Genomic DNA, 26,609 nt, shown 5'->3' with positions numbered 1-26,609 from the left:
GTCAGCCCTCTCCTCGGGTGGGATCGTTCTCGGCACGGGCGACCTCGCGGCGCAGGTCGTGCCAGATGGTCTCGCTGGTCTCCCTGAAGGACGGCTCGAAGCGCAGCTCCAGCAGGTCGCGAGGACGTTCGATAGGGACGTCGTAGGTCGCCACGATCCGGCCGGGCGACGCCGACAACAGCGCCACCCGGTCGGACAGCCCGACCGCCTCCTCCAGGTCGTGCGTCACGAAGACGACCGTGGAGCGCTGTTCGGCCCACAGGGTCAGCAGGTCGTTCTCCATCGCGAGCCGCGTCTGAACGTCCAAGGCGCTGAACGGCTCGTCCATCAACAGCAGTTCGGGCTGGTAGGCGAGGGTGGCCGCAATCGCGACGCGTTTGCGCATGCCGCCGGAGAGCTGCCGCGGGTACTTGGCGCCCGCGCGCGGCAGGCCGACCCGTTCGAGCCACTGGGCGGCCGTCGCCCGCGCCTCCCGCCGGGGAGCGCCGCGCAGCCGCAGCGGCAGGGCGACGTTGTCGAGCGCGGTGCGCCACGGCAGGAGCGCGTCGCGCTGGAACACGAACCCGATGCGGGGACGCGCCCGCTCGGGCGTCCCGCCCAGGGCGGTGACCTCTCCGGCGCTCGGCCGCGCCAGCCCGGCGACGAACGACAGCAGCGTCGACTTGCCGCACCCGGACGGGCCCACGATCGACAGGAACTCGCCGCGCCGCACGTCGAGGTCGACGCCGTCCAGCGCCCGGTGGCCACCCGAGAAGTCGTGCCGCAGCCCGGCGACCGACACCGCGGGCTCCTCGCAGGGGGCGGAGGTCGTCGCGTCGGGCATCTCGGCGGTGTCGGAGGAGGCCATCACGAGGCCCGGGCCGTCGTCGGTTCCGGGGCCCGCATCCGCTCGCCGCGGGGCGGGAACGAGCGCAGGTCATCCCGGTAGGGGTCGACGAAGACCGGGTCGTAAACAAGCCGGGTGAACCTCCAGCCGTCCGCGGTCCGTGCCAGGTCGCCGTACCAGCGGCCGCCGATCGTGACGACGCGGCGCGGCCCGTCGCCGTCCTCCGGCATCACGACGTAGCCGATGTGGTTCGTCATGGCCGTCGCGGTGTCGCCGTCGATGTCGGCGAGCAGGTTGGCGCAGACGTGCTGCGCGGCGACCACGGTGTCGACCACGGCGAAGCAGCGGGCCAGCATCTCCGACCGGCCGTAGATCCAGGTCAGCTCCGAACCGTCCTCCTGGGTGATCCCGTAGGTGAAGTCCTCGGTCAGGCAGTCGGCGAGCTCCTCGGGGCGGTTGCGGTCGATGGCGTAGATCACGCGGGCCAACTGGTCGCGGATCTCGTCGCGGTCGTTCATCGGCCTGCCCTCCAAGCACACTCGATGATATTCTTGTAGGACAAGAGTGTCATCGAAATCATGTTTGTCAACAGTTCTTGTCTGACACTTTTGTCCCGATCTAGTGCTTGCCCTGTGGGATGATGGCGCCATGGCGACATCACGAAAGCCCCGGGGCACGACGGTCGAGCGGGTCGTCGACGAGCTGCGCGAGCGCATCCAGCGCGGCGAGTTCGCCGCCGGTCAGCGGCTCATCGAGACGGACCTGACCGCGGAGCTGAACGTCAGCCGGGGTCCGCTCCGCGAGGCGTTCGGACGGCTCGCGGCCGAGGGGCTCGTGACGATGGAGCCGAACCGGGGCGCGCTGGTGCGGCGCCTGACCCGGCGCGACATCGAGGAGCTGTACGACGTGCGCCGGGTCCTGGAGGGCGAGGCGGCGGCGGTCGCCGCGCGGCGCATCGACGAGGGCGACCACCGGGCGCGCCTGGAGGCCGCCCTGGAGGAGAACGCCCGCTTCCGCGAGTCGATGGACCTCACCTCGTACCTGGAGCACAACGAGGAGTTCCACAACCTGATCATGCGGATCGCGGGGAACGACCTGCTCGCGAGCCTGGTCGGACGGTTCCGCGGCCAGGCGCTGGGCATTCAGCTGCGCAACCTCGTCACGGCCGCGTCGTCCAAGGCCCGGGTGTCGATCAGCGACTCGGTGGACGAGCATGAGCAGGTCGCCAAGGCGATCCTGGCGGGAGACGCCGACCTGGCCGAGCGGCTGATGCGCGAGCACGTCCGGCACACTGGCGCCTCCCTCGCCGACACCCAGAAGTGAGGTCCCGGCCGGAGGATCCGGCCGGGACCTCGTCCGGGCCTCAGCCCGCGAAGCGGGCGTCGAGGTCGAGCCAGCGTTCGAGGCCCACCGCGCCGTAGAAGTCCGTCACCGTCAGGCCCAGTTCCGCGACGGGAGAGTCGTCTCCCGCCGCCAGCACGGCCCGCGCGACCCGCCGCATCGCCTCCAGGGCGGCGAACATCGCGACCGCCGGAAGGACGACCAGGCCGAACCCGCGTTCGCTCAGCTCCTTGACCGTGAGCGAGGGGCTGCGCCCGCCGGTCGCGAGGTTGTACAGCTTGGGCCCGGGGACCCGTTCGGCGATCGCGTCGAGGTCGGCGAGGGTGCGGGGCGCCTCCACGAACGTCACGTCGGCACCCGCGTCCAGGCAGCGGTTCGCCCGGTCCACCGCGCTGTCGACGCCCTCGACGGCGAGCGCGTCCGTCCGCGCGATCAGCAGGGTGTCGCGGCCGTCGCGGGCGTGGTCGGCGGCGGCGATCTTCGCGGCGAACTCCTGGGCGCCGACCACCGCCTTGCCGTCGAGATGCCCGCATCTCTTGGGCAGCACCTGGTCTTCGAGCTGGATCGCGGCCACGCCGACGTCCGCCAGCTCCTCGACGGTGCGCACCACGTTGAGCTGGTTGCCGAAGCCCGCGTCGGCGTCCACCACGACGGGCACCGACGAGCGCGCGGCGATGTGCCGGACGGCCCCGACGAGTTCGGTGAGTGTGAGCAGCCCGAGGTCGGGGACGCCGAGCAGGCTCGCCGAAAGGCCCGCCCCCGAGACGGCCAAGGCGGGGAAACCCGCTTCCTGGAGCGCCGCCGCCGAGAGGCCGTCGTAGCAGCCGGCGAGCATCACCGGGCCCTGGCGCGCCAGGTCGAGCAGCGCGGCTCCGCCGGTCGGCGACGTCGGCGCACCGGCGGTCGTCATGGGGCCTCCAGCAGCAGGCCCTCGGACTCCAGCTGGCGGATGAGGCCGCCCGCGTCCAGGATGTCGATCAGTTCGGGCGCCCAGGCCCGTCCGCGCAGCGTCGCGCCCGTCGTGTCATTGCGGACCGATCCGTCAGCAGGGTCGAAGGAGACGACGTCGCCCTCCGTCACGGCACCGGTGATGCCCGGGCACGACAGCGCCGGGACGGCGAAGTTCACGCAGTTGCGGAAGAACAGGCCGTTCACCGACTCCGCGATGATCCCGGCGATGCCCGCCGCGCGCAGCGTGAGGGCCGCCGGTCGGCTGGACCCGGTTCCGAAGTTGCGGCCCGCGACCACGAGATCGCCGGGTTCGACCAGGTCGACCCAGCCCGGCCGGTTGGCCTCGAAGCAGTGCCGGGCCTTCTCCGCCGTCGACAGCAGCACCGCCGACGACGGCTCGATCAGGTCGGTGTTGATGTCGTCGCCGAAGCACCACACCCGTCCGGTCGTCCTCATGCCGGCGTCACCTCCGCGTCCTGCGGTCGCCGTGTCCCGGCGGTGATGTGGCCCGCCAGCGCGGACAGGGCGACCGTCCGGGACGAGGCGAGATGGATCCGGGCGTCGGGATGGCCCATGCGTCCCTTGAAGTTGCGTGTGCTCGAGGCGATGCACACGTCCTTGGCCGACAGCGCGTTGACGAACCCGGCGCACATGCCGCAGGACGACGTCGTGATGAGCGCGCCCGCGTCGATGAGCGTGGCGACGATGCCCTCGGCGAGCGCCCGCCGGTGGATCTCCTGCGAGCCTGGCGTTACCAGGAGCTGGACGCCGGGGTGGACGCGGCGGCCCGCCAGGACGGCGGCGACCTCGCGCAGGTCCTCCAGCGTCCCGTTGGAGCAGGAGCCGACGAACGCCCGGGTGATCGGCACGCCCTCGACCGACGCGACCGGCGCGGTGTTGCCCACGACCGAGTCCGGCAGGCCGACCATCGGCTGGATGGCGCTGAGGTCGATCGCGCGGCTGTCCTGGTAGACGGCGTCGGCGTCGGGCCATACCGCATTGTCCATGCCGACGCCGCGCTCGGCCATGTAGGCGGCGAGGACCTCGTCGGGCTCCATGATGGCGAACTCCGCGCTGATCTCGGCGCACATCGTGCACAGTGTCCGGCGCTGGTCGATGGTGAGCGAGGCGAGCCCGGGGCCGCCGAACTCGACGTTGCACCCGACGTGGTCGCCGTAGGTGCCGGCGATGTGCAGGAAGAGGTCCTTGGTGGTGACCCCGTCTCGCAGCTCGCCCAGCAGGTCGTACCGGATCGTGGGCCCGACCTGGAACCACGTCCTGCCCTTGGCGAGCACGTAGATCAGCTCCGGCGTGCCGATGCCGCGGGCGGCGCAATTGAACGCGCCGCTGGAGCAGGTGTGGCTGTCGCAGCAGACCAGGATCTCCCCTGGCCGGGCGTACGGCACGTCCGCGATCACCTGGTGGCAGATGCCCTGCCGGGCGCCGACGTCGTGGAAGCGCGTGATGCCGAGCCGCTCCACGAAGGCGCGGCCCCGCTCCAGGGACTCCGCGACCCGGTGGTTCGGCGCGGGCACGATGTGATCGAAGATCACGACCACCTTGTCCGGGTCGAACACCGACACCGGCTCCGACCACGCCTCCGGGTAGAAGTTCAGGTCGAGCGGCACAGCGGTGTCGACCTCGACGACGGCCAGGTCGCCAGGGGCCAGCACGTCGTGCGCGCTGTGCCGGGCGAGGATCTTCTCCGCGATCGTCATCCCCACCTCGATCACGCTCCCTGGGGCGCGCCGTACAGGTCGGCCGCCTGCTGCTCGGACACGAACCCGTCGCGCACGTCGGCGGCGAGGTCGGCGGCGGCGCGCGTCGCGGGGTCGCCCCAGCCGCCGCCGGTTCCCGTCACGATCCGCGCGAGGTCGCCTCGGCGCAGGTGGACCTTCGTGCTTTCGAAGTGGGTCTCGACAGTGCCGTCGAGCCGCAGCACCTCGCAGCGGGAGCGGGTTCCCTCCCCGCCGCCGCGCAGGCCCCACGGGGCGCCGTCCCGGTTGTTGCCCAGGGACGCAATCATGGCCCAGTCGGTAAGCACCTCATACTCCCGGACGACCCCCTCGCCACCGCGCCACCGCCCGGCGCCCGCCTCGGACGTGTCGAGCGTGTACTGCCCGATGCGCACCGGATACCGCTGCTCGACCACCTCCACGGGGATGTTCAGGGAGTCGCCGCCGTGGATCGCGACGAGACCGCGCTGCCCGTCGGCGCCCTGGCCCGCGCCCCAGCCGCCGGGGTTCGGTTCGTTCATGATGAACATGCCGCCGGGGCCGTCCGAGGGTCCGGCGATGATGACGATGCCCGCGTCGAGGTAGTGCCCGGCGGGCAGTCGCTCCGGGATGACCGGCGCCAGCGCCCGCCAGACCAGGTCGGCGGCGAGCGCGACGCCCTGGAAGTAGATCGACAGGGCGTGCGGCGGCGTCGTGGTGAACACGGTGCCGGACGGGCACCGCACGTCGAGCCGTTGGAAGATGCCCTCGTTGACCTTCGCGTCCGCACCGGCCAGGGCCTTGAACACGACGCTCGCGGCGGCGAGGAGACCGGCGCGCCCGCAGTTCACCGGAGCGCCGTCGATCTGCGGGTCGGTTCCCTCGAAATCGCACACCAGCCGTTCGCCGTCGAGTGTGACGGCGACCTTGACGACCGCCTCACGGCCGGAGAACACCAGTTTGTCCTCCGCCCGGTAGGTTCCGGCGGGGATCGCGGCCAGCGCCGACCTGACCTGCTCGTCGGTGGTCTCGATTCCCCGCGCGACTGCGGCCCGGAAGGCGGTGACGCCGTGCCGCACGCAGATCTCCTTGATCCGCTGCGCGCCGACCTTCACCGATGCGGCCTGCGCGTGCAGGTCGCCGAGCGCGACCTGCGGGAGCCGGGAGTTGCTCTGCAGGATGCGGGCAAGCTCGTCGTCCAGCACGCCCGCCTTGAAGATCTTCACCCGGGGAAGTTGCAGGCCTTCCTGGAAGATGTCGGTGGCGTCGACGCTCACGCTGCCGGGATCCTTGCCGCCGACGTCGGCCCAGTGCGCCTGATTGCAGGTGAAGGCGACGATCTCCCCGTCCACGAACACCGGCATCACCAGCGTCATGTCGTTGAGGTGGCTGCCGCCGGGACCGTAGGGGTTGTTGGTCATCACGATGTCGCCCTCGGCGAGACCGTCCGCGCCGTACATCCGCAGGGTGTCCCTGACCTGCTCGCCGAAGATGCGCAGCAGGATCGTCAGGCCGTTGCCCTGCGTGACGAGCCGCCCGGTCGCGTCGGTGACGCCGACCGAGAAGTCGAGTACCTCGTAGATCATGGCGCTCTGCGCGGTGCGGGTCGTGGTGATGAACATCTCGTCGGCGGTCGCCGACAGGTGTTCGGAGATGATCTCCAGTTCGAAGGGGTCGATGGAGGTGCTCATGCGCCGCTCCGCTTCTCGCGACGGGCGGACAGTTCGACGACGAGGCTGCCCCGCTCGTCGACGACCGCCGTTTGGCCGGGATGGACGACCGTCGAGGTGCCCGACTCCTCGATGATGGACGGCCCGCTCAGCGCGGCGCCGACCGGCAGCAGTTCGCGGTCGTAATAAGGGGTCTCCAGCGTGCCGCCGTCATCGAACAGCACCCGCCGGAGGCCTTTGCGGGCGGCGTCGACGCTCGCGTCGGGAGCGGGACTCCACGCCACGGCGGAGGCGGCTTCGGCGGCGGCCGCCGCCAGCCGGAAGTTCACCACCTGCACCGGAACGTCCAGCCGGAATGTGTAGAGCTTCTCGTGCGCGTCGTGGAAGCCGTCGAGGATCGCCTCGATCGGCGCGGCCGTGTCCACGGGGATGGTGACGGTGTGCTCCTGGCCCAGGTAGCGGGCGTCGACCGAGCCGGTGAAGGTCAGCGCGCCCGCGCCGACCGACTCTGCGGCGAAGTACTCGGCGGCCTGCCGCTTCAGCGACTCCCACACCGCCGTCCACTCCGGACCGGACGGCGCCGCCACCGGGAGCACACAGGTGCGCACCCAGTCGGACCTGAGCCGGGTCATGAGCATCCCGACCGCCGAGAAGTTGGCGGGCATCCGCGGGATCACGACGTTCTTGACCTGGAGTTCCGCGCCGAGTGCCAGCGCGTGGACGGCACCGCCTCCCCCGAAGGCCAGCAGGGAGAAGTCGCGGGGGTCATGGCCCCGGCGCACCGACACCAGCTTGATCGCGTTCAGCATCTTGGCGTTGGCGAGCCGGATCAGGCCGAGGGCGGTCGCCTCGGCGTCCAGCCCGAGCGCCGCGCCGACGCCAGCCAGCGCGGCGCGGGCGCGCTCGACGGAGACCGGCATCTGGCCGCCGAGGAAGTTGTCGGGGTTCAGCCGCCCGGCGACCAGGTTCGCGTCGGTCAGGGTCGGCTCCGCACCTCCGTTCGGGTAGCAGGCGGGGCCCGGTTCAGCGCCCGCGCTCTGCGGCCCGAGTCCAAGGCGTCCGCGCTCGTCGACCCAGGCGATGGAGCCGCCGCCCGCGCCGATCTCGACGATGTCCACGACGGGCGCCTTGATCGGGTAGCCGGGCGAGTCGGGCGTCCAGTCGACGCGGTAGTCCGTGGTGACCCTGACCTCGCCGCCCTCGATGAGGGACGTCTTCGCGGTCGTGCCGCCGATGTCGAGCGTGATCACGTCGGCGACGCCCATCGCCGCGCCGACCGCCGCCGCCGCGATCACCCCGGCGGCCGGTCCGGACTCCACCAGCGTGATCGGCAAGCGTTGCGCCTGCGCGAACGTCATCGCACCGCCGTTGGACTGCATCACCCGGGAGTTGCCCGTGATGCCGTGCTTGCCGAGCCGCGCTTCGAGCCGGTCCAGGTAGGTCGCGGCGGTCTCCTGAACGTAGGCGTTGAACACGGCGGTGTTCGACCGCTCGTACTCGCGCCATTCCCGGGTGACGTCGTAGGACAGCGTCACGAACGCCTCCGGCCACAGCTCCGCGATCAGCTCCCCGCACCGCACCTCGTGCGCAGGGTCGGCGTAGGAGTGCAGGAACGCCACGGCCACGGCGGTCGCGCCCGCCGCGCGCGCCGCCTCGACAGCCGCACGGACGTCGTCCTCGGCCAGCGGCGCGACCTCGGCGCCGGTGGCGGCCCGCCGCCCCCCGATCTCGAACCGCAGGTGCCGGGGGACGAACGGCTCCGGAGCCCGGTAGCGGAAGTTGTACAGGTCGGGACGACTGGCGCGGCCGATGTCGAGCACGTCCCGGAAACCTTTGGTGGTCAGCAACGCGACCGTGGCGCCCTTGCGCTCCAGGAGCGCGTTGATCACGACGGTCGTGCCGTGGACGAACGCCTCGACGCCCCCGCCAGCGCCGCCGTCGATGCCCGCCAGGGTCAACACGTCGCCGACACCGCGGTCGAACCCGCCGGGCGTGCTGGGCGACTTGGCGACCCGCAGCCGCCCGCCGTCGTCGAGGTAGGCGAGGTCGGTGAACGTCCCGCCGATGTCGGTTGCGACCCTCATGCTCGTTCCTTCAGGTAACGGATCACGACGTCGAGCGACTCGACATCGGCGTACTTGGCGTCCATCTCGGCGAGGCTCACCTCGTGCGCGACGGTCAGCCGGTCGCCCACGCACTCGGCCACCACGATGGGGCGGAACCCGTGCTGGATCGCATCGACGGCGGTGGCGCGCACGCAGCCGCTCGTCGCCGAGCCGACGAGCAGGACGGTGTCGACGCCGAGCCCCGCCAGCACCGCCGGGAGGGTGGTCTGGAAGAACGCACTGGCACCCGTTTTGACCAGCACGATGTCCCGCTCGTCGATGCCGAGGCGGGGGTCGAGCCGGGCCTCCTGGCTGCCCGGCCGGAGCCGGGCGAGCACCGGGTTCTTGCGCAGCATCATCGGCGCGGATCGCTCGTCGGCGAACTCGACCCGGAAGGCGATCACGGGGACGCCCGCGTCACGGGCGACCGCGATCAGCTTGGCACTGTGGTGAACGACGTCCTCGATCGGCAGCGCCAGGTCCGAGGACGGGTCGGTGAAGGCGTTCACCAGATCGATGACGAGCACGGCGGGCTTCGCTCCGAACCCCAGACGGTGGGTGAACCCGGCCTTCTCGTAATGGGCGATCAGGTGCCGGACGCCGACGTCGCACGCGACGTCGGCGGACTGCGAAGTATCCATACGAAGACATTATTGTAGGACGATATTGCAAGTCAATACTCGCATCCGTCCATTGTCCCTGCTCCTCGCCGGGGTGCGGCCCCGGCGGGGAGCCCTGGGATCACCGTGGTGGACGGTTGTCGACGATGCGGCGCATCTTCCCGACCGACCGCTCGATGGTGTCGGGCTCGACGACGTCGACGCCGACCGAGACCCCGATCGTGCTCTTCACGAGATGGCGCACCCGCTCGCCGGCGGCGCGCGCCGCCGCCGCGTCAGCGCCGCCGCGTCGCTCGACGCGGACGGTCATCGTGTCGAGATGTCCGTCGCGGTCGAGCACGCACTGGAAATGCGGGGTGAGTTCGTCCGCCGCGACCACCAGTTCCTCGATCTGGGTAGGGAAGAGGTTCACCCCGCGAAGGATGATCATGTCGTCGCTTCGGCCGGTGATCTTCTCGATGCGCCGCATCGGACGCATCGTGCCCGGTAGCAGCCGGGTGAGGTCCCGCGTCCGGTAGCGGATGACGGGCATCGCCTGCTTGGTCAGCGATGTGAACACCAGTTCGCCCGGCTCGCCGTCGGGCAGCGCCTCCCCGGTGAGCGGGTCGATCACCTCGGGGTAGAAGTGGTCCTCCCAGACGTGCAGGCCGTCCTTGGTCTCCGCGAACTCCTGCGCGACCCCCGGGCCGATCACCTCGGAGAGCCCGTAGATGTCGACGGCGTCGATGCCCAGGCGGGCCTCCACCGCCGCGCGGGTCTCGTTCGTCCACGGTTCGGCGCCGAAGATGCCGACCTTGAGGGAGGTCGCCGCCGGGTCGACTCCCTGCCGCTCCATCTCGTCGACCAGGGCGAGCATGTATGACGGCGTCACCATGATGATCTCGGGCCGGAAGTCCTGTATCAGCCGGACCTGACGCTCGGTCATGCCGCCGGAGACGGGGACCACCGTGCAGCCGAGCTTCTCCGCGCCCGCGTGCGCGCCCAGCCCGCCGGTGAACAGCCCGTATCCGTAGGCGTTGTGCAACACCTGACCAGGGTGTCCGCCGGCGGCGCGGATGCTGCGGGCCATTACGGTGGCCCACAGGTCGAGGTCGTCGCGGGTGTAGCCGACCACGGTCGGCCGGCCCGTGGTTCCGGACGACGCGTGCACACGCGCCACCTGCTCGCGCGGCACCGCGAACATCCCGAACGGGTAGTTGCCGCGCAGGTCCGCCTTCGTCGTGAGCGGCAGTCGCGCGAGGTCGGCGAGGTCGCGGACGTCGTCGGGGTGGACCCCGGCGGCGTCGAACGAGCGGCGGTAGTGCGAAACGTTCTCGTAGGCGTGCCGCACGCTCCACCGCAGCCGTTCGAGTTGCACCGCCCGCAGTTCGTCGACCGACGCCTTCTCGATCGGTTCCTCAAGGTCAGCGGCCACGTCGGTTCCTCCAGTCCTCCGGCCGGGATGTCATGCTCAGCGCCCGGTGAATTCGGGCGAGCGCTTGGCGAGAAAGGCCTCGACGGCCCTCGCGTGGTCATCGGTGGCCCCGGCCCGCCGCTGGGCGGCGGCCTCGGCGGCCAGCACCTCGGGGAGCGGCCTCGACCACGCGGCGGCCAGGGCCCGCTTCGCCTCCGCGTACGCCGTCGTCGGCCCGGCGGCCAGTCGCTGCGCCAGCTCGGTCGCGGCCGGCACCACCCGAGCGGTGTCAACGGCGTCTCCCGTGATCCCCCATTGGATCGCTTGAGCGGTGGTGAAGGCGCGGCCGAGCAGGAGCAGTTCGCGGGCGCGCGACTCGCCGACCGACCGCGCGAGGCTCGCCGACAGTCCGGTGTCGCAGCCCAGGCCGATGCCGGTGAACGCGGTCGACCAGCGCGCCGTCGACGCCATCACGCGAAGGTCGCACGCCAGGGCGAGCCCGACCCCGGCGCCCGCGCAGGTCCCGTTGACCGCGGCGACGACCGGTTTGGGCATCGTCGTCAGGGCCAGCACGATCGGGTTGTAGTGCTCTTCGACCGTTGAGAAGGCGGACTCCGGAGCGGAGCGGAGCGCCTGCGCGTGCTCGGCGAGGTCCTGCCCGACGCAGAACGAGCGGCCCGCGCCGGTCAGCACCAGCGCCCGCACGGACGAGTCCGCGCCGAGGCCGTCCAGCGCCTCGCGCAGCGCGTCCTTCACCTGGGCGGTGAGGGCGTTGTGGCGGTCCGGACGGTTGATCGTGACGACCGCGGCGGCGCCGGAGCGCTCGACGAGGACGGGAGGTGGGGATGTCATTGGGGCTCCTATAGGTCGCTGAGCGCCGCGCCGGGGCACTCGATGGAATCGGCGACCATCCGCATGAACGCGGCGGCGGTCCCGCCGTCGCACACGCGGTGGTCGAACACGAACGACATCTGGCCGATCTTGCGCACGGCCAGTTCGCCGCCGACCGCCCACGGCCGGTCGATGACCCGGCCGAAGCCGAGGATCGCCACCTGCGGGTGGTTGATGATGGCCGCGCTGCCGTCGACGTTGAATGAGCCGTAGTTGTTGAGCGTGAACGTCCCGGCGGTCAGCTCGGCCGGCGTCGCACGGCCCTCGCGCGCCGCCGCGGTCAGCCGGCGGATCTCGGTGTCCAGCCGCGCCGCCGTCATCTCCTGGGCTCTCATCACGGCCGGGACGAGCAGCCCCCGGTCGGTCTGCACGGCGATGCCGAGGTCGACGTCCCTGAACTGGACCAGTTCCTGACGCTCGGCGTCGACGGTGCCGTTGAGCTCGGGATGGGCTCGCAGCGCGGCCACGGTGAACCGCGCCACGTACGCCAGCAGCCCCGGGACGGGCCGTCCCGACGACTTCAGCCGCTCGCGCAGCGCGAACAGCTCCGTGAAGTCGACATCGACCCACACGGTCGCTTCGGGGATCTGGGAGCGGCTGCGGGTGAGTGTCAGCGAGACCGCCTTGCGGAATCCGCTCATCGGCGTCCGGGTCTCGGCCGGGCCCGCGGCAGCGGCAGCGCGAGGCGCGGCGGCTGGTGACGCGCAGCGTGCGGCGATCGCCGCCTCGACATCGCGGCGGGTGATCAGACCGCTGTCCCCGGTGCCCACCAGGTCGCCGATCGCCAGCCCGGCGTCTCTGGCGAGGCGCCGGACAAGCGGCGACGTCACCCGCCGGACCTGACGCGCCGCCGGTCCCGCAGGGGCCCCGATGGCGGCGCCGTCCACCCGCGCCGACGGCCGTCGGCGGCGGCGCGGAGCGGACCCTCCGGACGTGCCGTAGCCGACCAGGACGTTGCCGGAGCCGCCGAGCTCCTCCTCGCGGTAGCGCTCGGCGTCCGCGTCGGCGCGGCCGGTGTTCCCCGCCGCGATCGAGATGAGCGGCGCGCCCACGGCGACGACCTCCCCTGCGGCGCCGTGCAGCCGACTGACCGTCCCGGCATAGGGAGAGGGCACCTCGACCAGCGACTTCGCGGTCTCCACCTCGACGACCGGCTGGTCAACGGCGACGGTGTCGCCCGCGCCGACGAGCCAGCGAACGATCTCCGCCTCGGCCAGGCCCTCGCCCAGGTCGGGCAGCTCGAACGTCTGTGTGGTCACCGGTCCTCCCACTGCAGGGTGTCGACGGCGTCGAGCACTCGGTCCACGCTCGGCAGGTGGTATCGCTCCAGCTTCGGCGGGGGATAGGGGATGTCGAAGCCGGTCACGCGGCGGACGGGCGCGGCGAGGTGATGGAAGCACCGCTCGGTGACCCGCGCGGCGATCTCGGAGGCCACCGAGACGAAGCCCGGCGCCTCGGCCACGAGGACGGCGCGGCCGGTGGAGCGGACGGCGGCGCAGACCGTCTCGTCGTCGAACGGCACGATCGAGCGCAGGTCGACCACGCCGAGGCTGCGACCCTCGGCGGCCGCTGCCTCGGCGGCCTCGAGCGCGACCGGCACCGCGGTGCCGTAGGCGATCAGGGTCGCGTCGGTCCCGCTCCGGCGAACGACCGCGCGCCCGATGCCCGCCCGGGCCTCGGCCAGATCGACCTTCTCCCGGCTGAAGTACAGCTTCTTCGGTTCGAGCAGGACCACCGGATCCGGCAGGTCGATGGCCTCCCGCAGCAGGGTGTATCCGTCCGCCGCCGTCGACGGCGCCAGGACCGTGAGACCGGGCGTGTGCGCGTAGTACGCCTCTGACGAGTCGCAGTGGTGCTCCACGCCCCCGATGCCTCCGGCGTAAGGGACCCGGATCGTGATGGGCATCGGGAGCCGACCGCGCGAGCGGTTGCGCATCTTGGCGACATGGCTCACGATCTGCTCGAACGCCGGATAGGCGAAGGCGTCGAACTGCATCTCCACGACCGGCCGCATCCCGTTCATCGCCAGCCCGACCGCCATGCCGACGATCCCGGACTCGGCCAGCGGCGTGTCGAAGCACCGGCGCTCGCCGAACGTCTCGGTGAGGCCGTCGGTGACGCGGAAGACGCCGCCGAGCGGCCCGACGTCCTCGCCGAACATCAGGACGGACTCGTCCTCGGCCATCGCGTCGCGCAACGCGCGGTTCAGCGCCTGCGCCATCGTGATCTCCTCGACGGCGGACATCAGGAGACCTCCTCTCGGGTCAGCTCCTCGGCCAGGAGATCCGCCTGCTCGCGCAGTTGGGGCGTGGCGGTGGCATACACGTGGGCGAACAGGTCGGCCGGATCGGGGACGGACTCGTCCGCGAGTCCCTGGCGCAACGCGGCGGCCACCTCCTCGGCCGTCTCGGCGATGCGTGCTTCGCGTGCCTCGTCCAGGAGCCCGGCGGAGACGAGGTAAGCCCTGCTCCGCAGGATCGGGTCCCTGCCCTGCCACGCCTCCACCTCGTCGTCCGAGCGGTAGCGGGTCGCGTCGTCGGCGTTGGTGTGCGCCTGCATCCGGTAGGTGTGGGCCTCGACGAGCTGCGGCCCCTCCCCCGCCCGCGCCGCCTCGACGGCCCCGCCGAGGACGGCCAGCAGCGCGGCGACGTCGTTGCCGTCCACGCGCGTCCCGGGGATCCCGTAGCCGACACCCTTGTGCGCCAGCGAGGGCGCGACGCTCTGGCGCGAGAGCGGAACGGAGATGGCGTACTCATTGTTCTGCACGAAGAACACCACCGGCGCGCGGAAGACGGCGGCGAAGTTCAGTGCCTCATGGAAGTCGCCCTCGCTGGTCGCCCCGTCGCCGCACATCGCCAGCACGACGGTGTCCTCGTCACGCAACGTGGCGGCATGCGCGACGCCGACCGCGTGGAGCAACTGCGTCGCCAGCGGTGTGGCCTGCGGCGCGACGCGGGCGGCCACCGGGTCGTACCCGCTGTGCCAGTCCCCGCGCAGGAGCACGAGGGCGGCGGCGGGGTCGACCCCCCGTTCAACGATCGATACGGTGTCGCGGTAGGTGGGGAATAGCCAGTCCCGCTCGCCCAGCACGAGCGCCGCCGCGACCTCGCATGCCTCCTGCCCATGCGACGACGGATAGACCGCGAGCCTCCCCTGTCTGACCAGCGCGTGGGCCTGATCGTTGATACGACGCCCGACCACGAGCGCCTCGTGCGCGCGCACCAGGACCTCGCCCGGGGGCAGCGGGGCCTGCGGGTCGTTCACGAGCCGCCCGGCCGGGTCCACCAGCCGTATCGGCTCGTCACCGGGGAGCAGGGAACGGCGAGTCATTCAATCCGCCTCTCAGAGCACCAATGTCCGTCATATCGTCGGCCTTGGAACCATCCAAGGTCCAGTTTCGGGCGATACTCAAGAAGATGTCCGCCGAAAGCGGCGTTTCCACTGCCATTCGTCCAGCCTGACGTGCGTCGAGCGGGGGCGGAGGGACAAGTTGTCGCTCCCGACCAGCCCGGGTCCGAGAGACAACGGACACACCCAGGACGGCCGAGGCCTCTGCCATGTGGCCGACGGCCGGTGAGGGCGCGACGCGGGCGGCCCTCACATGCAACGAGACCGGGGATCCCGCCGCCGCCTCGCGCCTTCCGGTCCGCTCAGCGCTCCTCGGCCCGGACGCCTCCCCGAGGAAGTCGAGGAGGGCCGTGCGGTCACCGCACTGCGGGAACGTGGGCGGCTCGAGAGCGGCCACCGTGGCCGGGCACGCGCCCGGGGACGACGACCGCCGACCCGCTTGACCGTTCTGGCGATGACGCTCGTCCCCACACAGGCGACGTCCGGGGAACGCACACCTTCACGGTGAACGCGCAAAGGAGCACACAGGTCGGACGGTTCGACGGTTCTGGGAGTGCGGCCACGACGCCGGCAGTTCCCTCCCAGGCTCCCTGATCGTCCAAGGAGGGGGAGCACTCGCCAACGAGGCCGAAGGCGGTCCATGAACCCGGCTACGCCCTCCCCCGCCGCCGCTCCCGCCGCACGCGGCCGTCCTCGCGGTTCTCGCCGAGACTGCGGGCCCGCCCCCCGCCCCTCGCTGACCCCCTTAGAGGGGTCGGGCCAGTCGGGCGGCGCGGGCGTCGTAGTCGTCGCGGGCTGCCTCGATGGCCGCCAAGTGGCGGCGGGTCCAGGAGCAGATGCCCGTGACGACGTCGAGGAGTTCGCCGCCGACGGCGGTCAACCCGTACTCGACACGGGGCGGCGCGGTCGGGTACACGCTGCGGACCACAATGCCGTCTCGTTCCAGCCCCCGCAGGGTCTGCGTGAGCATCCGCTGGTTGATCCCCTCGACCCGCTCCTTGAGATGGGAGAACCTCAACGGCCCGTCACCAAGGGCCGAGATGACGAGCAACGTCCACTTGTCCCCCACCCGGTCGATGATCTGGCGGGCCACCGTGTTTGCACGCAAAGCCTCGCCCACCTGGTTAGTTGTCATTAGTAACCTATAGCACAAAATAGTGCCTAGTTCGATTCTGGAATCCTCCTTCCGGGTCGCGGGTTGTCGCCGGAGACGGGGCCGCACCGGCCTCATGAGAAGGGAGACGACCGTGTCCGACCGCGAAGAGATCTTCGCTCTGTTCAGCCGGTACGCCGATGCGCTCGACCACCGGGACTGGGACCTGCTGAAGGGCGTCTTCACCGAGGACGTGACCACCGACTGGTTCGGCGCCTACCAGGTATCGGGCCGGACCGAAGTGGTCGCCTACATCAGCGACCTGATCGGCCGTACTCTCAGGACCCATCACCTGCTCGGCAACTACACCAGCGACGTCCGAGGCGACACCGCCGAGGCCGCCGTGCGCGTACGCGCCTACCACGTCGGCGAGGGCGATCTGTTCGAGGAATCGCTGGCCGGCTTCCAGGCGACCGCCGTGCGCACCCACGAAGGCTGGCGCTTCAAGCGATTCGACGAGCGCCTGTACGTCATGCTCGGCACCCAGGAGGTCTTCGGCCTTGCGGATCCCGAATGACCTTTCCCGAACCCGGCGAATGGGCCATCGACGCCGCCAACTCCAGCATCATCTTCAGCGTCCGGCACATGCTGGTCAGCCGGATCACCGGCCGGTTCGGCGGCTTCGCCGGCCGGATCCACATCGGCGACTCCCCCTTCGCCTCCACCGTCGTCGCGACGATCGACCCGGCATCGATCGACACCGGCCATCCCGAACGCGACACTCACGTGCGAGGAGGGAGGTTCCTCGATGCACAGAGCCACCCGGAGATCACCTACCGGTCCCGCAAAGTCGACCGGGAATCCCACCACTTCATCGTCAGCGGCGACCTCACGCTCAAGGGCGTCACCCAGCCCGTCACCCTACGACTCGACTACGGCGGCGTCGTCGACGACCCGCTAGGCCATCGCCGCGCGGGTTTCACAGCCACTGCTCAGTTCAGCCGCTCCGACTTCGACGTCGCCGAGTCGATGGGCCCGATGCCTTCGGGCGGCGTCGTGGTCGGCGACACCGTCGAGGTGACCCTGGACATCGAAGCGATCAAAAAGGAGTCACCGTGACCGACATCGTCACCGATCTGCTGCGCGCCGAAGCCCGCCGCGACGTCACCTCAATGGCCGCTCTGCTGGCCGACGACGTGGTATTCGAGATGCCGTTCGCCGAGCCGCCCTCATCCGTTCACGGCCGAGAGGCCCTACAGAAACTCCTTGAAGAGTTCCTGCACGGCTTCTACACCGAATTCACACTGCATGACATCGAGGTGACACCCGCGCACGAGAACGGCAAATACTTCGCCGAATACAACTCCACCGGCAAAGCAGCCGCCAAGGACCACGAATACCGGCAGCGCTACGCCGCCGTCTTCCAAGTCCATGACGGCAAGATCACCACCTGGCGGGAGTACTTCAACCCCTTGCCCCTCCGGGCCGCGCTCGCCTGACCCGTCGGCTCGATTCACCCGATCACAGCCGAGCGTCGCCGCCGGAGACCACCTTTGGCGGTCCCCGGCGGCGATGCCCCGCGCGAAGGCCCCGGAGGAGCGACCTTGCGGCCACGTCCGGGGCTCACAAACAGTAGAGCCAAGCCACTTCACACCCCGGCTCCAAACGCGCATCGAACCCGACCGACGTCCCCAGAAAGCTGTGCAGCGACACCTCCGTGATGCCGCAAAGGCACCTTCAGCACCCTGCGACGCCTCACGGGGACCACGAACACCATCCCGACCATGACCCCGACAAGTACCGATCCCCCAACGGCGCGCCCCGACCTACTGCCCCGCTGTGGGAAATCCGTGGGATGATCATGAGGGTCAGACCGCGTCAGACTAGTTCAGGCTGGGCGACCCTAATGGCCTGACCTGCTGGTTCCTTGATCGCTGCAGGTGGGCGGGGACGTATTACTTGGTTGTGGTACAAGATGTCCGGTTCAAGTCCCCTCAGTCACCCCTAACCCAGCCCCTTCCCGGACCTGGCGCGGAGAGACTCCGCCGCGGGACTTTGCCAGGATGCGTCGCCCGACCACCAGCAGGATCGCGCCGATGGGCGCTTAACGAGGAAGCCGCGATCTCGTCCTCACCGAGGCATGACCCGGGTCACAGCAGGTCTGGCCAGGTCTGTCGGATCGGCCCGCTCACGAGGCCCTTGAGGTCCTGGTCACTGTCACGGTCGGCGATCAGGACGACGTCGCCGGTGTCCACGATGACCAGGTTCCGGGTTCCGAGCAGCACGTAGCGCCGCCCCGGGGTGGGGTGCACGAAGCAGCCGTCGGCGTCGCGGCGGATCACCGACTCGCCCGGTTCCGTCCCGTCGAGCCGCGCGACCGTCGTCCAGGAGCCGACGTCGCTCCACTCGAAGGCGGCGGGCACGAGGGAAAGGCTGCCCGCCGCGGCGGCGGGTTCGAGTAGGGCAGGTTCGATCGCCATCCGCGGGACGCTCTCCCACCTCTCCCGGTTGAGCGGCCCCGGCGCGAGCAGGGGCGCGAGGTGGGGCGCGTGTGCGCCGACCATTGCCGCGAACGTCTCCGCCTCCCAGGCCATGATCGCCGTGTTCCAGAAGCACTCCCCGGACGCGACGTAGTCCTCGGCCGTCGCTCGGTCCGGCTTCTCGTGGAAGGCCAGGACCGGTCGTGCGCCGCCCGGATCGCGTGTGGCGGGTGCCCGGATGTAGCCGAGACCGGTCTTCGGCTCTTCCGGAACGAGACCGACGCAGACCAGGCGGTGGCCAGTTTGCGCGGCGTCCACGGCGCGTGCGAGGACGTCCGTCCAGCGCTGCCGGGTGTCCCGGACGACCTGGTCGGCGGGTAGCGACACCAGCGTCGCATCGGGGTCGGCGCGGGCAACCACGCCCGTGGCCAGGCAGAGGGCGGCGGCCGTGTCGCGGGCGGACGGTTCGACGATCACCTGCAGCACCCTGAACGGCGCGGCGATCGCCCTGACCTCTTGGACATGGTCGGCTCCGGTGACGATGTGGACGCGCGACGGGTCGGTGAGCCGGACGGCCCGGCGCAGCGCGTCCGCCAGCAGCGGCTCGCCCAGCCCGACGTCGAGGAGGAACTTCGGTGCGCGCTGTCGGCTGAGCGGCCACAGCCGGGTGCCCTGTCCGCCCGCGAGGACGACGACGTGCAGGTTCATGGGCGGCCGTCCCGGACGAGCGCGACCGCGGGCAGGTCCCCGTGCAGCAGCGTGCGCAGCCTGCGGTGGGCGGCGTCCGCGGGCACGGCCTCGTCGTCCCAGCCGTCGACGCGGCGGATGCCGAGCGACCGCACGAGCCGCTCCAGCCCGACCGGCGGGACGGGCTGCCCGCCTGTCTTGGCCTGGACGCCGTTGGCGAGCACGACCGCCAGCACCGGCACTCGCCGGGCCGCCGCCTCCGCCAGCGACTCCATACCGCTGTGCAGCAGCCCGTAGTCGCCGATCACCCCTACGGCCCGGCGGCCCGCCCGCGCCGCGCCGGACGCCACCGCCACCGCCGACCCGAGGCTCAGCGCCACGTCCGCCGCGGTGTAGGGCGGGTAGCAGAGGCGCACCGAGGAGCCGACGTCGGCGGCGACGAACGCGCCTTCCGTGTAGAGCCGGGACACCGCTCGGTAGAGCGCGTCGTATCGGCCGATCGGCGGCAGCCGGTCGGGCTTGCGGCCGATCGTCGTCCAGCCGCCGGGCTCGCGGTCCCACGCCCGCGCGACCAGTTCGGTCGACAGCGCGCCCTCGGGCGGCAGATGGCCGCTGCTCCGTCCGCGCACTCGGGTCGGCCCGGTCGGCAGAGCGCGGACGAGACCCTCTGTGAACGGCAGGGGCTCCTCGACCACCAGCACCCGCGGATGCCACTTGACGAATTCGGCGACCTGCGCGGGCAGCGGCCAGCCGACCCGCAGGGTGAGGACGCACCGGCCGTCGCCAGCGGCCACGTGGCGGGTCGCCGCGCCCACGGCGATCACCCCGTCGCGGCACGTTCTCGCGCAGGACAGGTCGGTGTACGCGCCGTGGTCGATCTCCTGGCGGACGGCTTCGAGGGTGATGAGCCGCTGCCGTTGGTGGCGTCCCAGCTTGGTGAGGCCATGCGCAACATCCCGGTCGACGCCGAGACCGGTCTTGGTGAGGACACCGGCCCCTCCGGGCAGCTCGCCCGTCCCACAGTGGCCGTGCGCGGCCGACGTCAGCCGGACGAGGACGGGGACGCCGAGCCGCTCGGACAGCACGGTGGCGTCCTGCACGATGCGGGGGGCGTCCGTTCGCCCGATGGGCTCAAGGATCGGCGTGCGCGCCGCGCAGGCGAGGGCTCGCGAGTCGTTCAGGCATGTGGAGCTCGACGCGTCCAGGTCGTCCCCGGCCACGACGACGAGGCCGCCGCCGATCGTGTGCGCGGAGGCGTTGACCAGGGAGTCCAGGGCTGTGCACAGCCCGTTGTGCTTGAGCACCACGCATGCCCGGCCCCCAGCGGCGGAGATGCCGACCGCGGTGTCAAGGGCGCTTTTCTCGTTGATCGCCCACTCGAAGGCCGACCGCCCTTCGAGCAGCCGGGCGAGATGGGTGACCGGGGCGCCCGCGACCGCGAGGACGTGCGCTCCCATGTCGGCGATGCCCTCTGCCACGTCTAAGCACGCGGCCGTTTCCGGGCGGGCGGTGACGACGCTTTCCATGATCCCCTCCGGGCGCCGAGAATAGTTAAACTCAGATTGAGTTTTTCTCAGGGTTAGTAGAACATCCCTCCGACTTCCTGGGAAGGCCCATGACCAAGACCATCCGCACCGACGAGGCCGTCGCCTGGCTCACCTCCCCCGGACCGTGCCTGTCCATCGCCGGCGCCGGACTGTCCATTCCCGCACCCGCCTGCGCGCCGAGCGTGCCAACCGTGATCAGCGAGACGCTCGGCACGCTGGCCGAAATCGCCGGAGTGCCCGAAGGGTCGCCGGACGCGCTGTCGCCCGAGTTCCGGGAGCGGCTGCTCCCGGAGTCCTGCTACGCCGCTATCGCCGCCGTCATGGGCACCGCCCGACACCTCAAGCTCTGGGGCGCCTATGACTGGGTGGCCTGGCGGGACGGTGCGGACGCTCCGCGGCCCAACGCGGGCCACCACCTGCTCGCGCAGCTCGCGGCGCGTGACGGCCTGCCCATCCTGACCACGAACTTCGACTGCTTCCTGGAGGCGGCGGTACGCCGCCAGGGCCGCCGGGCCGTCATCGGGCTGCCCGCCCGCGGGACGTCGTTCTCCGGCCGCCGTCCCCGCGGCGCGGACGAGGTGGCCGTCTGGAAACTGCACGGCAGCGCGGCCGACACCGCGCGCCTGCGCAGCCAGTCCGCCGACCTCGTGCGCAGCTCCTTCCGCGCGCTGCGCGGCGACTACGTCGGCGGAGCCGTGAAGATTCTCGTCGTCGGCTACAGCGGACGTGACTTCGACGTCTTCCCGTGGCTCTTCCGCTACGCCCGAGGCCGCGACGTTCTCTGGGTCGACCGGAAGTTCGACGGTGACCACCGTGCCCGGACGATCCCGGGCGTCACCCTCTGCGAGACGAGCTTTGAGGACCTCGCCCGCGAGTACTGGCGCGTCCACGACCGCGAACCCGGCCACGAGGAGGGGGCCTCGGCGGTGAAAGGCGCAGTCGCCGTGCCCGCATCCGTGTCCGACACCGTCCGGTCGAGGTTCGAGCGCCGCCTGCGCGACGCCGTCCGGTGTCGCATCGGCGAGGTCGTCACCGGTGAGCAGTCCGCGCTGGAAGCGCTCGCGGTGACCTTGAACACCGTCGCCGACTTCCCGCAGACCGTCGAGCTGCTGACCGGGCGCCCCGATCCCTGCACGACGCTGCGGGGGATCATGGCGCTCCAGTTCGCCGAAGAGTCGATGGACCAGTTCGTCACGGCGGGCCGCCTCGCGGTCCGGGCCCGGAGCCAGGCGCTCCGCCGGCGCGATGTCCTCGGTTTCGGCCGGGCGCAGCTCGCCGTCGTCAACTGCCGGTTCCGGGATCGCGGTGGGATCATCCAGGACCGGCGCGTCCGGTCCCGGCTCGTCCCCCGGCGGCTGCGGACCCGGGCGTTGGCGGGAATGGTCGTTGCCGCGTGGCTGCTCTTCCCGCTGTTCGGCTGGGCGTTGCTGCGGGGCCGCGTGCGGCGCGAGAGCACGCGGTTCTACGACGCGCTCGACTTCGCCTTCGACTACATCGAGCATCTCGTGCGCATCTGCTCGGTCGTCGCACACGTCCTGCAAAGGCTCCCGGCGGCGCCGCGGCGGACCGTCGCCCGCCTGATGTGGACGCCGGTCGGCTTTGCCGCCAGGCTCGCGGGCTACATGCGCGGCGTGCTCAACGTCGCCAAGTACCGGGCGCGGCTCGCTCCGGGCTCGGCGGTCGACACCGGCGGGCTGTCCCACGCCGAGGTGGTCGGAGACGTGATGGCGGGCGGGATCTCGGCGCGGGACGCGGGGCAGCGGCTGCTCGCCCTCTCCGCCGCGACCGCCGACCCCGCCGAGCGCTCCGCGCTGCGCGGCCAGGCGGAGGACCATCTCGTCGAGGCCCTGCGGCTCGCCGACGTGTGCGGCAACCCGTCGCTGGCGCTGAAGGTGTTGTTGGTCATGAAGGACGGGGACCTTTCGCTGCCGGTCCCGCCCCACCGGATCGACGGCTACCTACAGCGTCTCGAAGGCGCCGCCGACAACGCCGCCGTGGACCGGCTGCGCGCCCTGCTGGCCTGACGGCGTAGGGCGGCGGGGCGGGCCCCGCCGCCCTCGGGTCAGCCGCGGTCGTTGCCGCGATAGATCAGCTCCCCGGTGACCAGGATCTCCCGCGTGGCGTCGGGTGTGGCGTCCAGCTCGTCCACGCTCCGGTAGCCCGCCGTGACGCTCATCCGCGTGCCCGTGCTGCGGTTCAGGCCGACGGAGTGGAAAACCAGGCTGTCGAAGACCAGGATCCCCCCGGCCGGGACGGGCACGGGGACCGCCTGGTCGGCGAGGTCGCGCAACTCTGCGTGCTCGTCCATCCAGGTCCCCCCGCCCTCCGGCTGGGGAACCCCGAAGAAGGGCAGGTACTGCGACCCCGGTACAAGCCTGGTGCAGCCGTTGTCGACAGTCGCGTCCTCCAGGTAGACGATCACGGTGACCAGGCCGCGGCTCCACTGGAGCACGTCCCGGTGCAGCCGTGGTCTCGACTCGCCCGGTCCGTTGACCGTCGCCTGGTTGTGCCGGTTCAGGACGTAGACGATGTTGGGTCCGAGCAGGTCCCGTAACGGCTCCACGATGCCGCGATGGGCGACGAGCGCGTGCATGCGCCCCGGATCGCGCTCGTACATGCGGTAGAGCTTCACCTGCCCGTCCTCGGAAAGCTCGTCCGCCGGGCTCCAGTGCTCCTGGACGAGCTCGCGGGTCTGCTTGAGCAGCGCGTCCGGCACCGCATGACGTACCACCAGGTACCCGTTGTGCCGGAAATGGCGTACCTCTTCTGCGGTGAGCATCATCGTCCCTCCGCCTCGACGGCGCCGGTACGGCCGAACGCGCGGAACCGCTCGGGCGTCCCGAGGTCGGGCGCGGCCTGCCTGATGTCGAAGGCCCCGATTCCGGCGCGCCGGCTCAGCAGCCACGGCACGAACTGCCGGTACAGGTCGGTCGGGCCGGGCTCGTCCAGCCGCTCGACGTATCGCTCGAAATGATCGACGTAGCGAGCGCGGTCGACGATGATCACGCCCGCGCTGGTCGCCGGGCGCAGGTCGGCCCCGGCGGGGCAGTCGGGTTCGTCCAGCTCCAGCCCTTCCAGCACGTGGGCGATGCGGTCGTTCTCGACGAGGAGCTTGCCGCGGTTCTGCGCTCGCTCGTCCGGCTCCGTCGTCACCGTCCACGTCACGCCGTGCCCGGACGCCTGATGGGCGACCACGGCGGCCGGCAGCAGCGCGTGCGGAAACAGCGTGTCCGCCGGTACGACCACCGCGACGCTCGCCGTGACCTGGCTGAGCGCGGCGTACACGGCCCCGGCCGTGCCGAGCGGATAGGGCTCCCGGTAGATCCCGAACCGGCAGCCCGCCCGCCGGGTGAGGGTGTAACTCTCGACCGCGGCCGCCCCCGCCTCGGGATCCGCCCCGGTCAGGACGGCGATGTGGGGGAAACCGCAGCGGTCGAGCTCGGTCAGCGTGTGCCCGAGCATCGCAGTGGCCCCGCCGGGCCGGTCGATGGACACCAGGACCTTCGGCGTCGAGCGCAGCTCGGGGTCGCCGTCGGCCTTGAGACGCGTGCCCTTGCCGCCGGCGAGGACGAGAGCGAGGGCGTCGTCCGGCAGCGAGATCCGGAGACTGGAGTACCAAGCCTTCTTGGCTGCTGTTCTCATGGACTCATCCGTGTGTTCTGAGGAGAACCGTGGACATGAGCCGCGGCGCACGCTCGGAGAAAGCGTCAGAGCAGCCCAAGATGGTCAAGGCCGAGATAGCCGGCCTCTGAGTCGCTCATCCGTCCATTGCGCAACAATTGCCTGAAAGATGTGACGGAATGGAGCCCCACCTCGACGTACTCGTTGTCCTCCAGCGCTGGTTCCGCGATCTTCACGCAGTTGGTGGCCACGAAACAGTGCCGTGCCACCGACGAATAGGCGTCGACATGACAGCGCGCGACAAAGGAGACGTCCCCCCGGTACCCCGTCTCTTCGAGCAGCTCGCGCTCGACGGCGTGTCGCGGATCCTCGCCAGGACCCACGAACCCCCCGGGAAGTTCGTACAGGAACTCCTGCGGCCCGGGACGAAACTGCCGGGCGACGATGACCCGGTGCTCCGCGGTCAGGGCCACCACTGCGGCCGTGGCCCGCCCGGACTTGATGTAGAACTCCTCCGTCCGCCCGTCCGGCATTTCGAAGACGACCTGGTCGATCCCCCGGCCGTGCTTCTCAAAGACCGTCCTACGGGACATTTCCCGCCAGCGTAGAGAGGCACTCACGGCCCGACACTCTACGCCAGCCCACCTCGCCGACCTCCCTCCAGTTATTCTCTAGTTGAGATTGACTCACTTAGAGTACAACTAACGTCGTTACGTCGCAAGCCCTCATGGGAGGCGCTGGTCGAGTCCGGTCACGTCCTGGAAGATCAGGACGGGCCTGAGTTTGTACCGGCGACGCCGGCGAACCGCCCCCGCCACGGCCTAAGCAGGGGTTTGATCAGGCGATCCTCAGATGGCCGACACGGCTTTAGTGAGCTCCCGCGCAGATGGGTTCGAGCCAACGGCTGTCGGGACGAAGCCAGCCGGCCTGGCCGTTATCGGCGGTGACGTACCACAACTGGGTGCGGCCTGTGGAGGTGCCTCGGCGTTGCACAGGAGGTTGGTGCCGTGTTGCAGGACCTGGTTTCTCAACGGGCGGCTGTCCTCAGTGCGTAGGGGCATCTCGCGGGCGGTCACCTGGTATCGGTCTCATTGAGGGGGCTGGGCGCTGGGGCTGTGACTGTTGGTGGCGGGGGCGCCGTCGCCGGCGGCCTCGCCGTCTGTGGATGAAGCGGAACGCGACGGGCCAGGGTTCGTCGTTGATGGTGGTGACGACCGCCGCTCGGGTGTCTGCGGAACGGCCCGGAGTGAGGGCGGGGAACCGGGCCAGGACAGAAGCAGCGCAGTCGCGCCGAGGCTGGCCGCCGCGACAGCGATCAGCGCTCCCACCGGACCCCGGACCCGCCGTTTCCGACGCGGCGGCGACAGCCGCGCATGCGGCGGAGGGGATACAACTGGCGATGGGGCGCCGACGGAGCCCGCGGAGAGTCCGGTGGCATCCAGGACGCTGGACTCGGCACGGGCGGACTCACGCCGAAGGGCGGCGGAGGTGCGGGGGGCGTCGCGGCCAGCCGACCGGTTCGCAGCCTGAGGCTCCTGGGAAGCAGGCTGCTCGACGGCATCGGAGCCATCCGGTTCGGGTGGCAGAGGGAAGACAGGACAGTCGGCAGCGGCCCGATAAGCAGCCCAATACTCCGCGAGTTCCGCATCGGTCAGCTTTGCGCCCGCGAGGAGTTCGGTGAAGGGCCGTTATTGAAAACTGGCGCGCCTTGATCCAGTTGCTCAAACTGGTCTTGCTGACCCCGAGAGCGGCGGCTTGCGCTCTCAATCCCGTTTCGCCTGTTCCTCTGGCCAGAACCGCGATCATTTCAGCCAGACGTTTTCGTTCACCGGACACCAACCGATCCCGATTCGGTCTTGATCGTTGGCCCATTTGCGCCTCTCCCGTCCCACCCCGTCCCGCTTCAGCGTCGCATCTCTGCAGGTCATCGCGGTAGCCGTCCCGGAAAAACCCGGTGTTCCGGCAAGGATTGCGGCCGCCGGAGACCACCGGTTCGATTCTGACCCATCGGTGCTTTCGCTGAGACGCAAACACGCAGAAAAGGGTAGAGAGCGAACAACGATGCGCGTTTCTCCTGCAATCCGTCCGCACGCAAGCTCCGCGGCATCAAACTCCACAACGACGCAGACAAGGGCCCACGCCCCACCTTCTGACAAGCCGCACCTCAGGAGTTCCAGTCCCCTCACCGCAGCACGGAGCGCTGCGAGGGGACTGGGACTCTTCATGCGGTCCAAGGCACCAGGGCGACCGCCACCCGGCCGGCCACCGACAAGATTCCTTCGCCGATATCGGCGGGACGTGTCAACGACTCGGCGACGTGC

The 26,609-nt window shown here is 70.8% G+C and carries 24 protein-coding genes; 5 read left to right on the top strand and 19 right to left on the bottom strand.

Annotated elements, in window-relative coordinates; translation table 11 throughout:
• Position 1 precedes the first annotated feature (1 nt).
• Together ACH01S_RS18480 and ACH01S_RS18475 are read right to left on the bottom strand one after the other, a co-directional pair.
• On the bottom strand, positions 2–847 hold the full coding sequence (locus tag ACH01S_RS18480) for an ABC transporter ATP-binding protein (RefSeq protein ID WP_246236391.1): 846 nt from the start codon (positions 845–847) through the stop codon (positions 2–4).
• Positions 847–1,344, bottom strand: coding sequence for a nuclear transport factor 2 family protein (locus ACH01S_RS18475; RefSeq protein WP_067892805.1), 498 nt, complete (start codon positions 1,342–1,344; stop codon positions 847–849). The genes ACH01S_RS18480 and ACH01S_RS18475 overlap by 1 nt, the downstream gene beginning before the upstream one ends.
• A gap of 130 nt (positions 1,345–1,474) precedes the next feature.
• Between ACH01S_RS18475 and ACH01S_RS18470 the strand changes: the two genes are divergently transcribed.
• Positions 1,475–2,149 (top strand): GntR family transcriptional regulator, encoded by a 675-nt coding sequence (locus tag ACH01S_RS18470; protein ID WP_083980846.1) that lies wholly within the window; start codon positions 1,475–1,477, stop codon positions 2,147–2,149.
• 40 nt (positions 2,150–2,189) lie between these two features.
• Here ACH01S_RS18470 and ACH01S_RS18465 read toward each other — a convergent pair whose 3' ends face one another.
• The 12 genes from ACH01S_RS18465 to ACH01S_RS18410 all read right to left on the bottom strand — a co-directional run bounded on the left by ACH01S_RS18465 (position 2,190) and on the right by ACH01S_RS18410 (position 15,980).
• The gene (locus ACH01S_RS18465; RefSeq protein WP_067892802.1) at positions 2,190–3,077 is read right to left on the bottom strand and encodes an isocitrate lyase/PEP mutase family protein; all 888 of its coding nucleotides are present in this window, start codon (positions 3,075–3,077) and stop codon (positions 2,190–2,192) included.
• Complete coding sequence (locus ACH01S_RS18460) at positions 3,074–3,574, bottom strand: LeuD/DmdB family oxidoreductase small subunit (RefSeq protein ID WP_067892800.1); 501 nt, start codon at positions 3,572–3,574, stop codon at positions 3,074–3,076. Before ACH01S_RS18460 ends, ACH01S_RS18465 begins: the two co-directional genes overlap by 4 nt.
• Complete coding sequence (locus tag ACH01S_RS18455) at positions 3,571–4,836, bottom strand: 3-isopropylmalate dehydratase large subunit (RefSeq protein ID WP_218010309.1); 1,266 nt, start codon at positions 4,834–4,836, stop codon at positions 3,571–3,573. The genes ACH01S_RS18460 and ACH01S_RS18455 overlap by 4 nt, the downstream gene beginning before the upstream one ends.
• Positions 4,837–4,847: 11 nt before the next feature.
• The gene (locus ACH01S_RS18450; RefSeq protein ID WP_067892798.1) at positions 4,848–6,524 is read right to left on the bottom strand and encodes a hydantoinase B/oxoprolinase family protein; all 1,677 of its coding nucleotides are present in this window, start codon (positions 6,522–6,524) and stop codon (positions 4,848–4,850) included.
• Positions 6,521–8,587, bottom strand: a complete 2,067-nt coding sequence (locus ACH01S_RS18445; RefSeq protein ID WP_067892796.1) for a hydantoinase/oxoprolinase family protein — start codon at positions 8,585–8,587, stop codon at positions 6,521–6,523. The genes ACH01S_RS18450 and ACH01S_RS18445 overlap by 4 nt, the downstream gene beginning before the upstream one ends.
• Positions 8,584–9,249: an isochorismatase family protein gene (locus tag ACH01S_RS18440; RefSeq protein WP_083980845.1), complete on the bottom strand. Its 666-nt coding sequence runs from the start codon at positions 9,247–9,249 to the stop codon at positions 8,584–8,586. The genes ACH01S_RS18445 and ACH01S_RS18440 overlap by 4 nt, the downstream gene beginning before the upstream one ends.
• A gap of 100 nt (positions 9,250–9,349) precedes the next feature.
• Positions 9,350–10,642 (bottom strand): phenylacetate--CoA ligase PaaK, encoded by a 1,293-nt coding sequence (gene paaK / locus ACH01S_RS18435; protein WP_067892795.1) that lies wholly within the window; start codon positions 10,640–10,642, stop codon positions 9,350–9,352.
• Between the two features lie 36 nt (positions 10,643–10,678).
• Positions 10,679–11,473: an enoyl-CoA hydratase/isomerase family protein gene (locus tag ACH01S_RS18430; protein WP_067892793.1), complete on the bottom strand. Its 795-nt coding sequence runs from the start codon at positions 11,471–11,473 to the stop codon at positions 10,679–10,681.
• A gap of 8 nt (positions 11,474–11,481) precedes the next feature.
• Positions 11,482–12,771: a dihydrolipoamide acetyltransferase family protein gene (locus ACH01S_RS18425; RefSeq protein ID WP_067892791.1), complete on the bottom strand. Its 1,290-nt coding sequence runs from the start codon at positions 12,769–12,771 to the stop codon at positions 11,482–11,484.
• Positions 12,768–13,757 carry an alpha-ketoacid dehydrogenase subunit beta gene (locus ACH01S_RS18420; RefSeq protein WP_067892789.1) on the bottom strand — a complete coding sequence of 330 codons (990 nt, stop codon included), beginning with the start codon at positions 13,755–13,757 and terminating at the stop codon, positions 12,768–12,770. The genes ACH01S_RS18425 and ACH01S_RS18420 overlap by 4 nt, the downstream gene beginning before the upstream one ends.
• The gene (gene pdhA, locus ACH01S_RS18415) at positions 13,757–14,842 is read right to left on the bottom strand and encodes a pyruvate dehydrogenase (acetyl-transferring) E1 component subunit alpha (protein ID WP_067892787.1); all 1,086 of its coding nucleotides are present in this window, start codon (positions 14,840–14,842) and stop codon (positions 13,757–13,759) included. Before pdhA ends, ACH01S_RS18420 begins: the two co-directional genes overlap by 1 nt.
• Before the next feature lie 763 nt (positions 14,843–15,605).
• On the bottom strand, positions 15,606–15,980 hold the full coding sequence (locus ACH01S_RS18410) for a winged helix-turn-helix transcriptional regulator (RefSeq protein WP_246236392.1): 375 nt from the start codon (positions 15,978–15,980) through the stop codon (positions 15,606–15,608).
• 127 nt (positions 15,981–16,107) lie between these two features.
• On the opposite strand from ACH01S_RS18410, the gene ACH01S_RS18405 reads away from it, so the two are divergent.
• From ACH01S_RS18405 to ACH01S_RS18395, 3 genes are read left to right on the top strand one after another with little or no spacing between them, the layout of a single operon-like run.
• Positions 16,108–16,530, top strand: a complete 423-nt coding sequence (locus ACH01S_RS18405; RefSeq protein ID WP_067892783.1) for a nuclear transport factor 2 family protein — start codon at positions 16,108–16,110, stop codon at positions 16,528–16,530.
• Positions 16,527–17,072 carry a YceI family protein gene (locus tag ACH01S_RS18400; RefSeq protein WP_067892781.1) on the top strand — a complete coding sequence of 182 codons (546 nt, stop codon included), beginning with the start codon at positions 16,527–16,529 and terminating at the stop codon, positions 17,070–17,072. The genes ACH01S_RS18405 and ACH01S_RS18400 overlap by 4 nt, the downstream gene beginning before the upstream one ends.
• The gene (locus ACH01S_RS18395) at positions 17,069–17,452 is read left to right on the top strand and encodes a nuclear transport factor 2 family protein (RefSeq protein WP_067892779.1); all 384 of its coding nucleotides are present in this window, start codon (positions 17,069–17,071) and stop codon (positions 17,450–17,452) included. The genes ACH01S_RS18400 and ACH01S_RS18395 overlap by 4 nt, the downstream gene beginning before the upstream one ends.
• 651 nt (positions 17,453–18,103) lie before the next feature.
• Here ACH01S_RS18395 and ACH01S_RS18390 read toward each other — a convergent pair.
• Together ACH01S_RS18390 and ACH01S_RS18385 are read right to left on the bottom strand one after the other, a co-directional pair.
• Positions 18,104–19,141: a mannose-1-phosphate guanylyltransferase gene (locus ACH01S_RS18390; RefSeq protein ID WP_067892777.1), complete on the bottom strand. Its 1,038-nt coding sequence runs from the start codon at positions 19,139–19,141 to the stop codon at positions 18,104–18,106.
• Positions 19,138–20,598, bottom strand: coding sequence for a thiamine pyrophosphate-dependent enzyme (locus ACH01S_RS18385; RefSeq protein ID WP_169809297.1), 1,461 nt, complete (start codon positions 20,596–20,598; stop codon positions 19,138–19,140). The genes ACH01S_RS18390 and ACH01S_RS18385 overlap by 4 nt, the downstream gene beginning before the upstream one ends.
• A 137-nt stretch (positions 20,599–20,735) precedes the next feature.
• Between ACH01S_RS18385 and ACH01S_RS18380 the strand changes: the two genes are divergently transcribed.
• On the top strand, positions 20,736–22,691 hold the full coding sequence (locus ACH01S_RS18380; protein ID WP_067892773.1) for an SIR2 family protein: 1,956 nt from the start codon (positions 20,736–20,738) through the stop codon (positions 22,689–22,691).
• A 38-nt stretch (positions 22,692–22,729) separates the two neighbouring features.
• Here the strand turns inward: ACH01S_RS18380 and ACH01S_RS18375 are convergent, their stop codons facing one another.
• The 3 genes from ACH01S_RS18375 to ACH01S_RS18365 all read right to left on the bottom strand — a co-directional run bounded on the left by ACH01S_RS18375 (position 22,730) and on the right by ACH01S_RS18365 (position 24,881).
• Complete coding sequence (locus ACH01S_RS18375; protein ID WP_067892770.1) at positions 22,730–23,449, bottom strand: phytanoyl-CoA dioxygenase family protein; 720 nt, start codon at positions 23,447–23,449, stop codon at positions 22,730–22,732.
• Positions 23,446–24,309 (bottom strand): NTP transferase domain-containing protein, encoded by an 864-nt coding sequence (locus ACH01S_RS18370; protein ID WP_067892768.1) that lies wholly within the window; start codon positions 24,307–24,309, stop codon positions 23,446–23,448. Before ACH01S_RS18370 ends, ACH01S_RS18375 begins: the two co-directional genes overlap by 4 nt.
• Positions 24,310–24,374: 65 nt before the next feature.
• Complete coding sequence (locus tag ACH01S_RS18365) at positions 24,375–24,881, bottom strand: NUDIX hydrolase (RefSeq protein ID WP_218010308.1); 507 nt, start codon at positions 24,879–24,881, stop codon at positions 24,375–24,377.
• Positions 24,882–26,609 lie beyond the last annotated feature (1,728 nt).

It is taken from the genome of Actinomadura chibensis NBRC 106107 (genome assembly GCF_001552135.1).
GTDB lineage: Bacteria > Actinomycetota > Actinomycetes > Streptosporangiales > Streptosporangiaceae > Spirillospora > Spirillospora chibensis.
This window is presented reverse-complemented; position numbering and strand designations above follow the sequence as displayed.

Excerpts from the sequence above, each read along its gene's own strand:
- ACH01S_RS18400 (WP_067892781.1), top strand. The coding sequence starts at position 16,527 with ATGACCTTTCCCGAACCCGGCGAATGGGCCATCGACGCCGCCAACTCC.
- ACH01S_RS18465 (WP_067892802.1), bottom strand. The coding sequence starts at position 3,077 with ATGACGACCGCCGGTGCGCCGACGTCGCCGACCGGCGGAGCCGCGCTG.
- ACH01S_RS18380 (WP_067892773.1), top strand. The coding sequence starts at position 20,736 with ATGACCAAGACCATCCGCACCGACGAGGCCGTCGCCTGGCTCACCTCC.
- ACH01S_RS18370 (WP_067892768.1), bottom strand. The coding sequence starts at position 24,309 with ATGAGAACAGCAGCCAAGAAGGCTTGGTACTCCAGTCTCCGGATCTCG.
- ACH01S_RS18375 (WP_067892770.1), bottom strand. The coding sequence starts at position 23,449 with ATGATGCTCACCGCAGAAGAGGTACGCCATTTCCGGCACAACGGGTAC.
- ACH01S_RS18445 (WP_067892796.1), bottom strand. The coding sequence starts at position 8,587 with ATGAGGGTCGCAACCGACATCGGCGGGACGTTCACCGACCTCGCCTAC.
- ACH01S_RS18450 (WP_067892798.1), bottom strand. The coding sequence starts at position 6,524 with ATGAGCACCTCCATCGACCCCTTCGAACTGGAGATCATCTCCGAACAC.
- ACH01S_RS18390 (WP_067892777.1), bottom strand. The coding sequence starts at position 19,141 with ATGAACCTGCACGTCGTCGTCCTCGCGGGCGGACAGGGCACCCGGCTG.
- ACH01S_RS18475 (WP_067892805.1), bottom strand. The coding sequence starts at position 1,344 with ATGAACGACCGCGACGAGATCCGCGACCAGTTGGCCCGCGTGATCTAC.
- ACH01S_RS18470 (WP_083980846.1), top strand. The coding sequence starts at position 1,475 with ATGGCGACATCACGAAAGCCCCGGGGCACGACGGTCGAGCGGGTCGTC.
- ACH01S_RS18460 (WP_067892800.1), bottom strand. The coding sequence starts at position 3,574 with ATGAGGACGACCGGACGGGTGTGGTGCTTCGGCGACGACATCAACACC.
- ACH01S_RS18480 (WP_246236391.1), bottom strand. The coding sequence starts at position 847 with ATGGCCTCCTCCGACACCGCCGAGATGCCCGACGCGACGACCTCCGCC.
- ACH01S_RS18430 (WP_067892793.1), bottom strand. The coding sequence starts at position 11,473 with ATGACATCCCCACCTCCCGTCCTCGTCGAGCGCTCCGGCGCCGCCGCG.
- ACH01S_RS18440 (WP_083980845.1), bottom strand. The coding sequence starts at position 9,249 with ATGGATACTTCGCAGTCCGCCGACGTCGCGTGCGACGTCGGCGTCCGG.
- ACH01S_RS18365 (WP_218010308.1), bottom strand. The coding sequence starts at position 24,881 with ATGTCCCGTAGGACGGTCTTTGAGAAGCACGGCCGGGGGATCGACCAG.
- ACH01S_RS18455 (WP_218010309.1), bottom strand. The coding sequence starts at position 4,836 with ATGACGATCGCGGAGAAGATCCTCGCCCGGCACAGCGCGCACGACGTG.
- ACH01S_RS18420 (WP_067892789.1), bottom strand. The coding sequence starts at position 13,757 with ATGTCCGCCGTCGAGGAGATCACGATGGCGCAGGCGCTGAACCGCGCG.
- pdhA (WP_067892787.1), bottom strand. The coding sequence starts at position 14,842 with ATGACTCGCCGTTCCCTGCTCCCCGGTGACGAGCCGATACGGCTGGTG.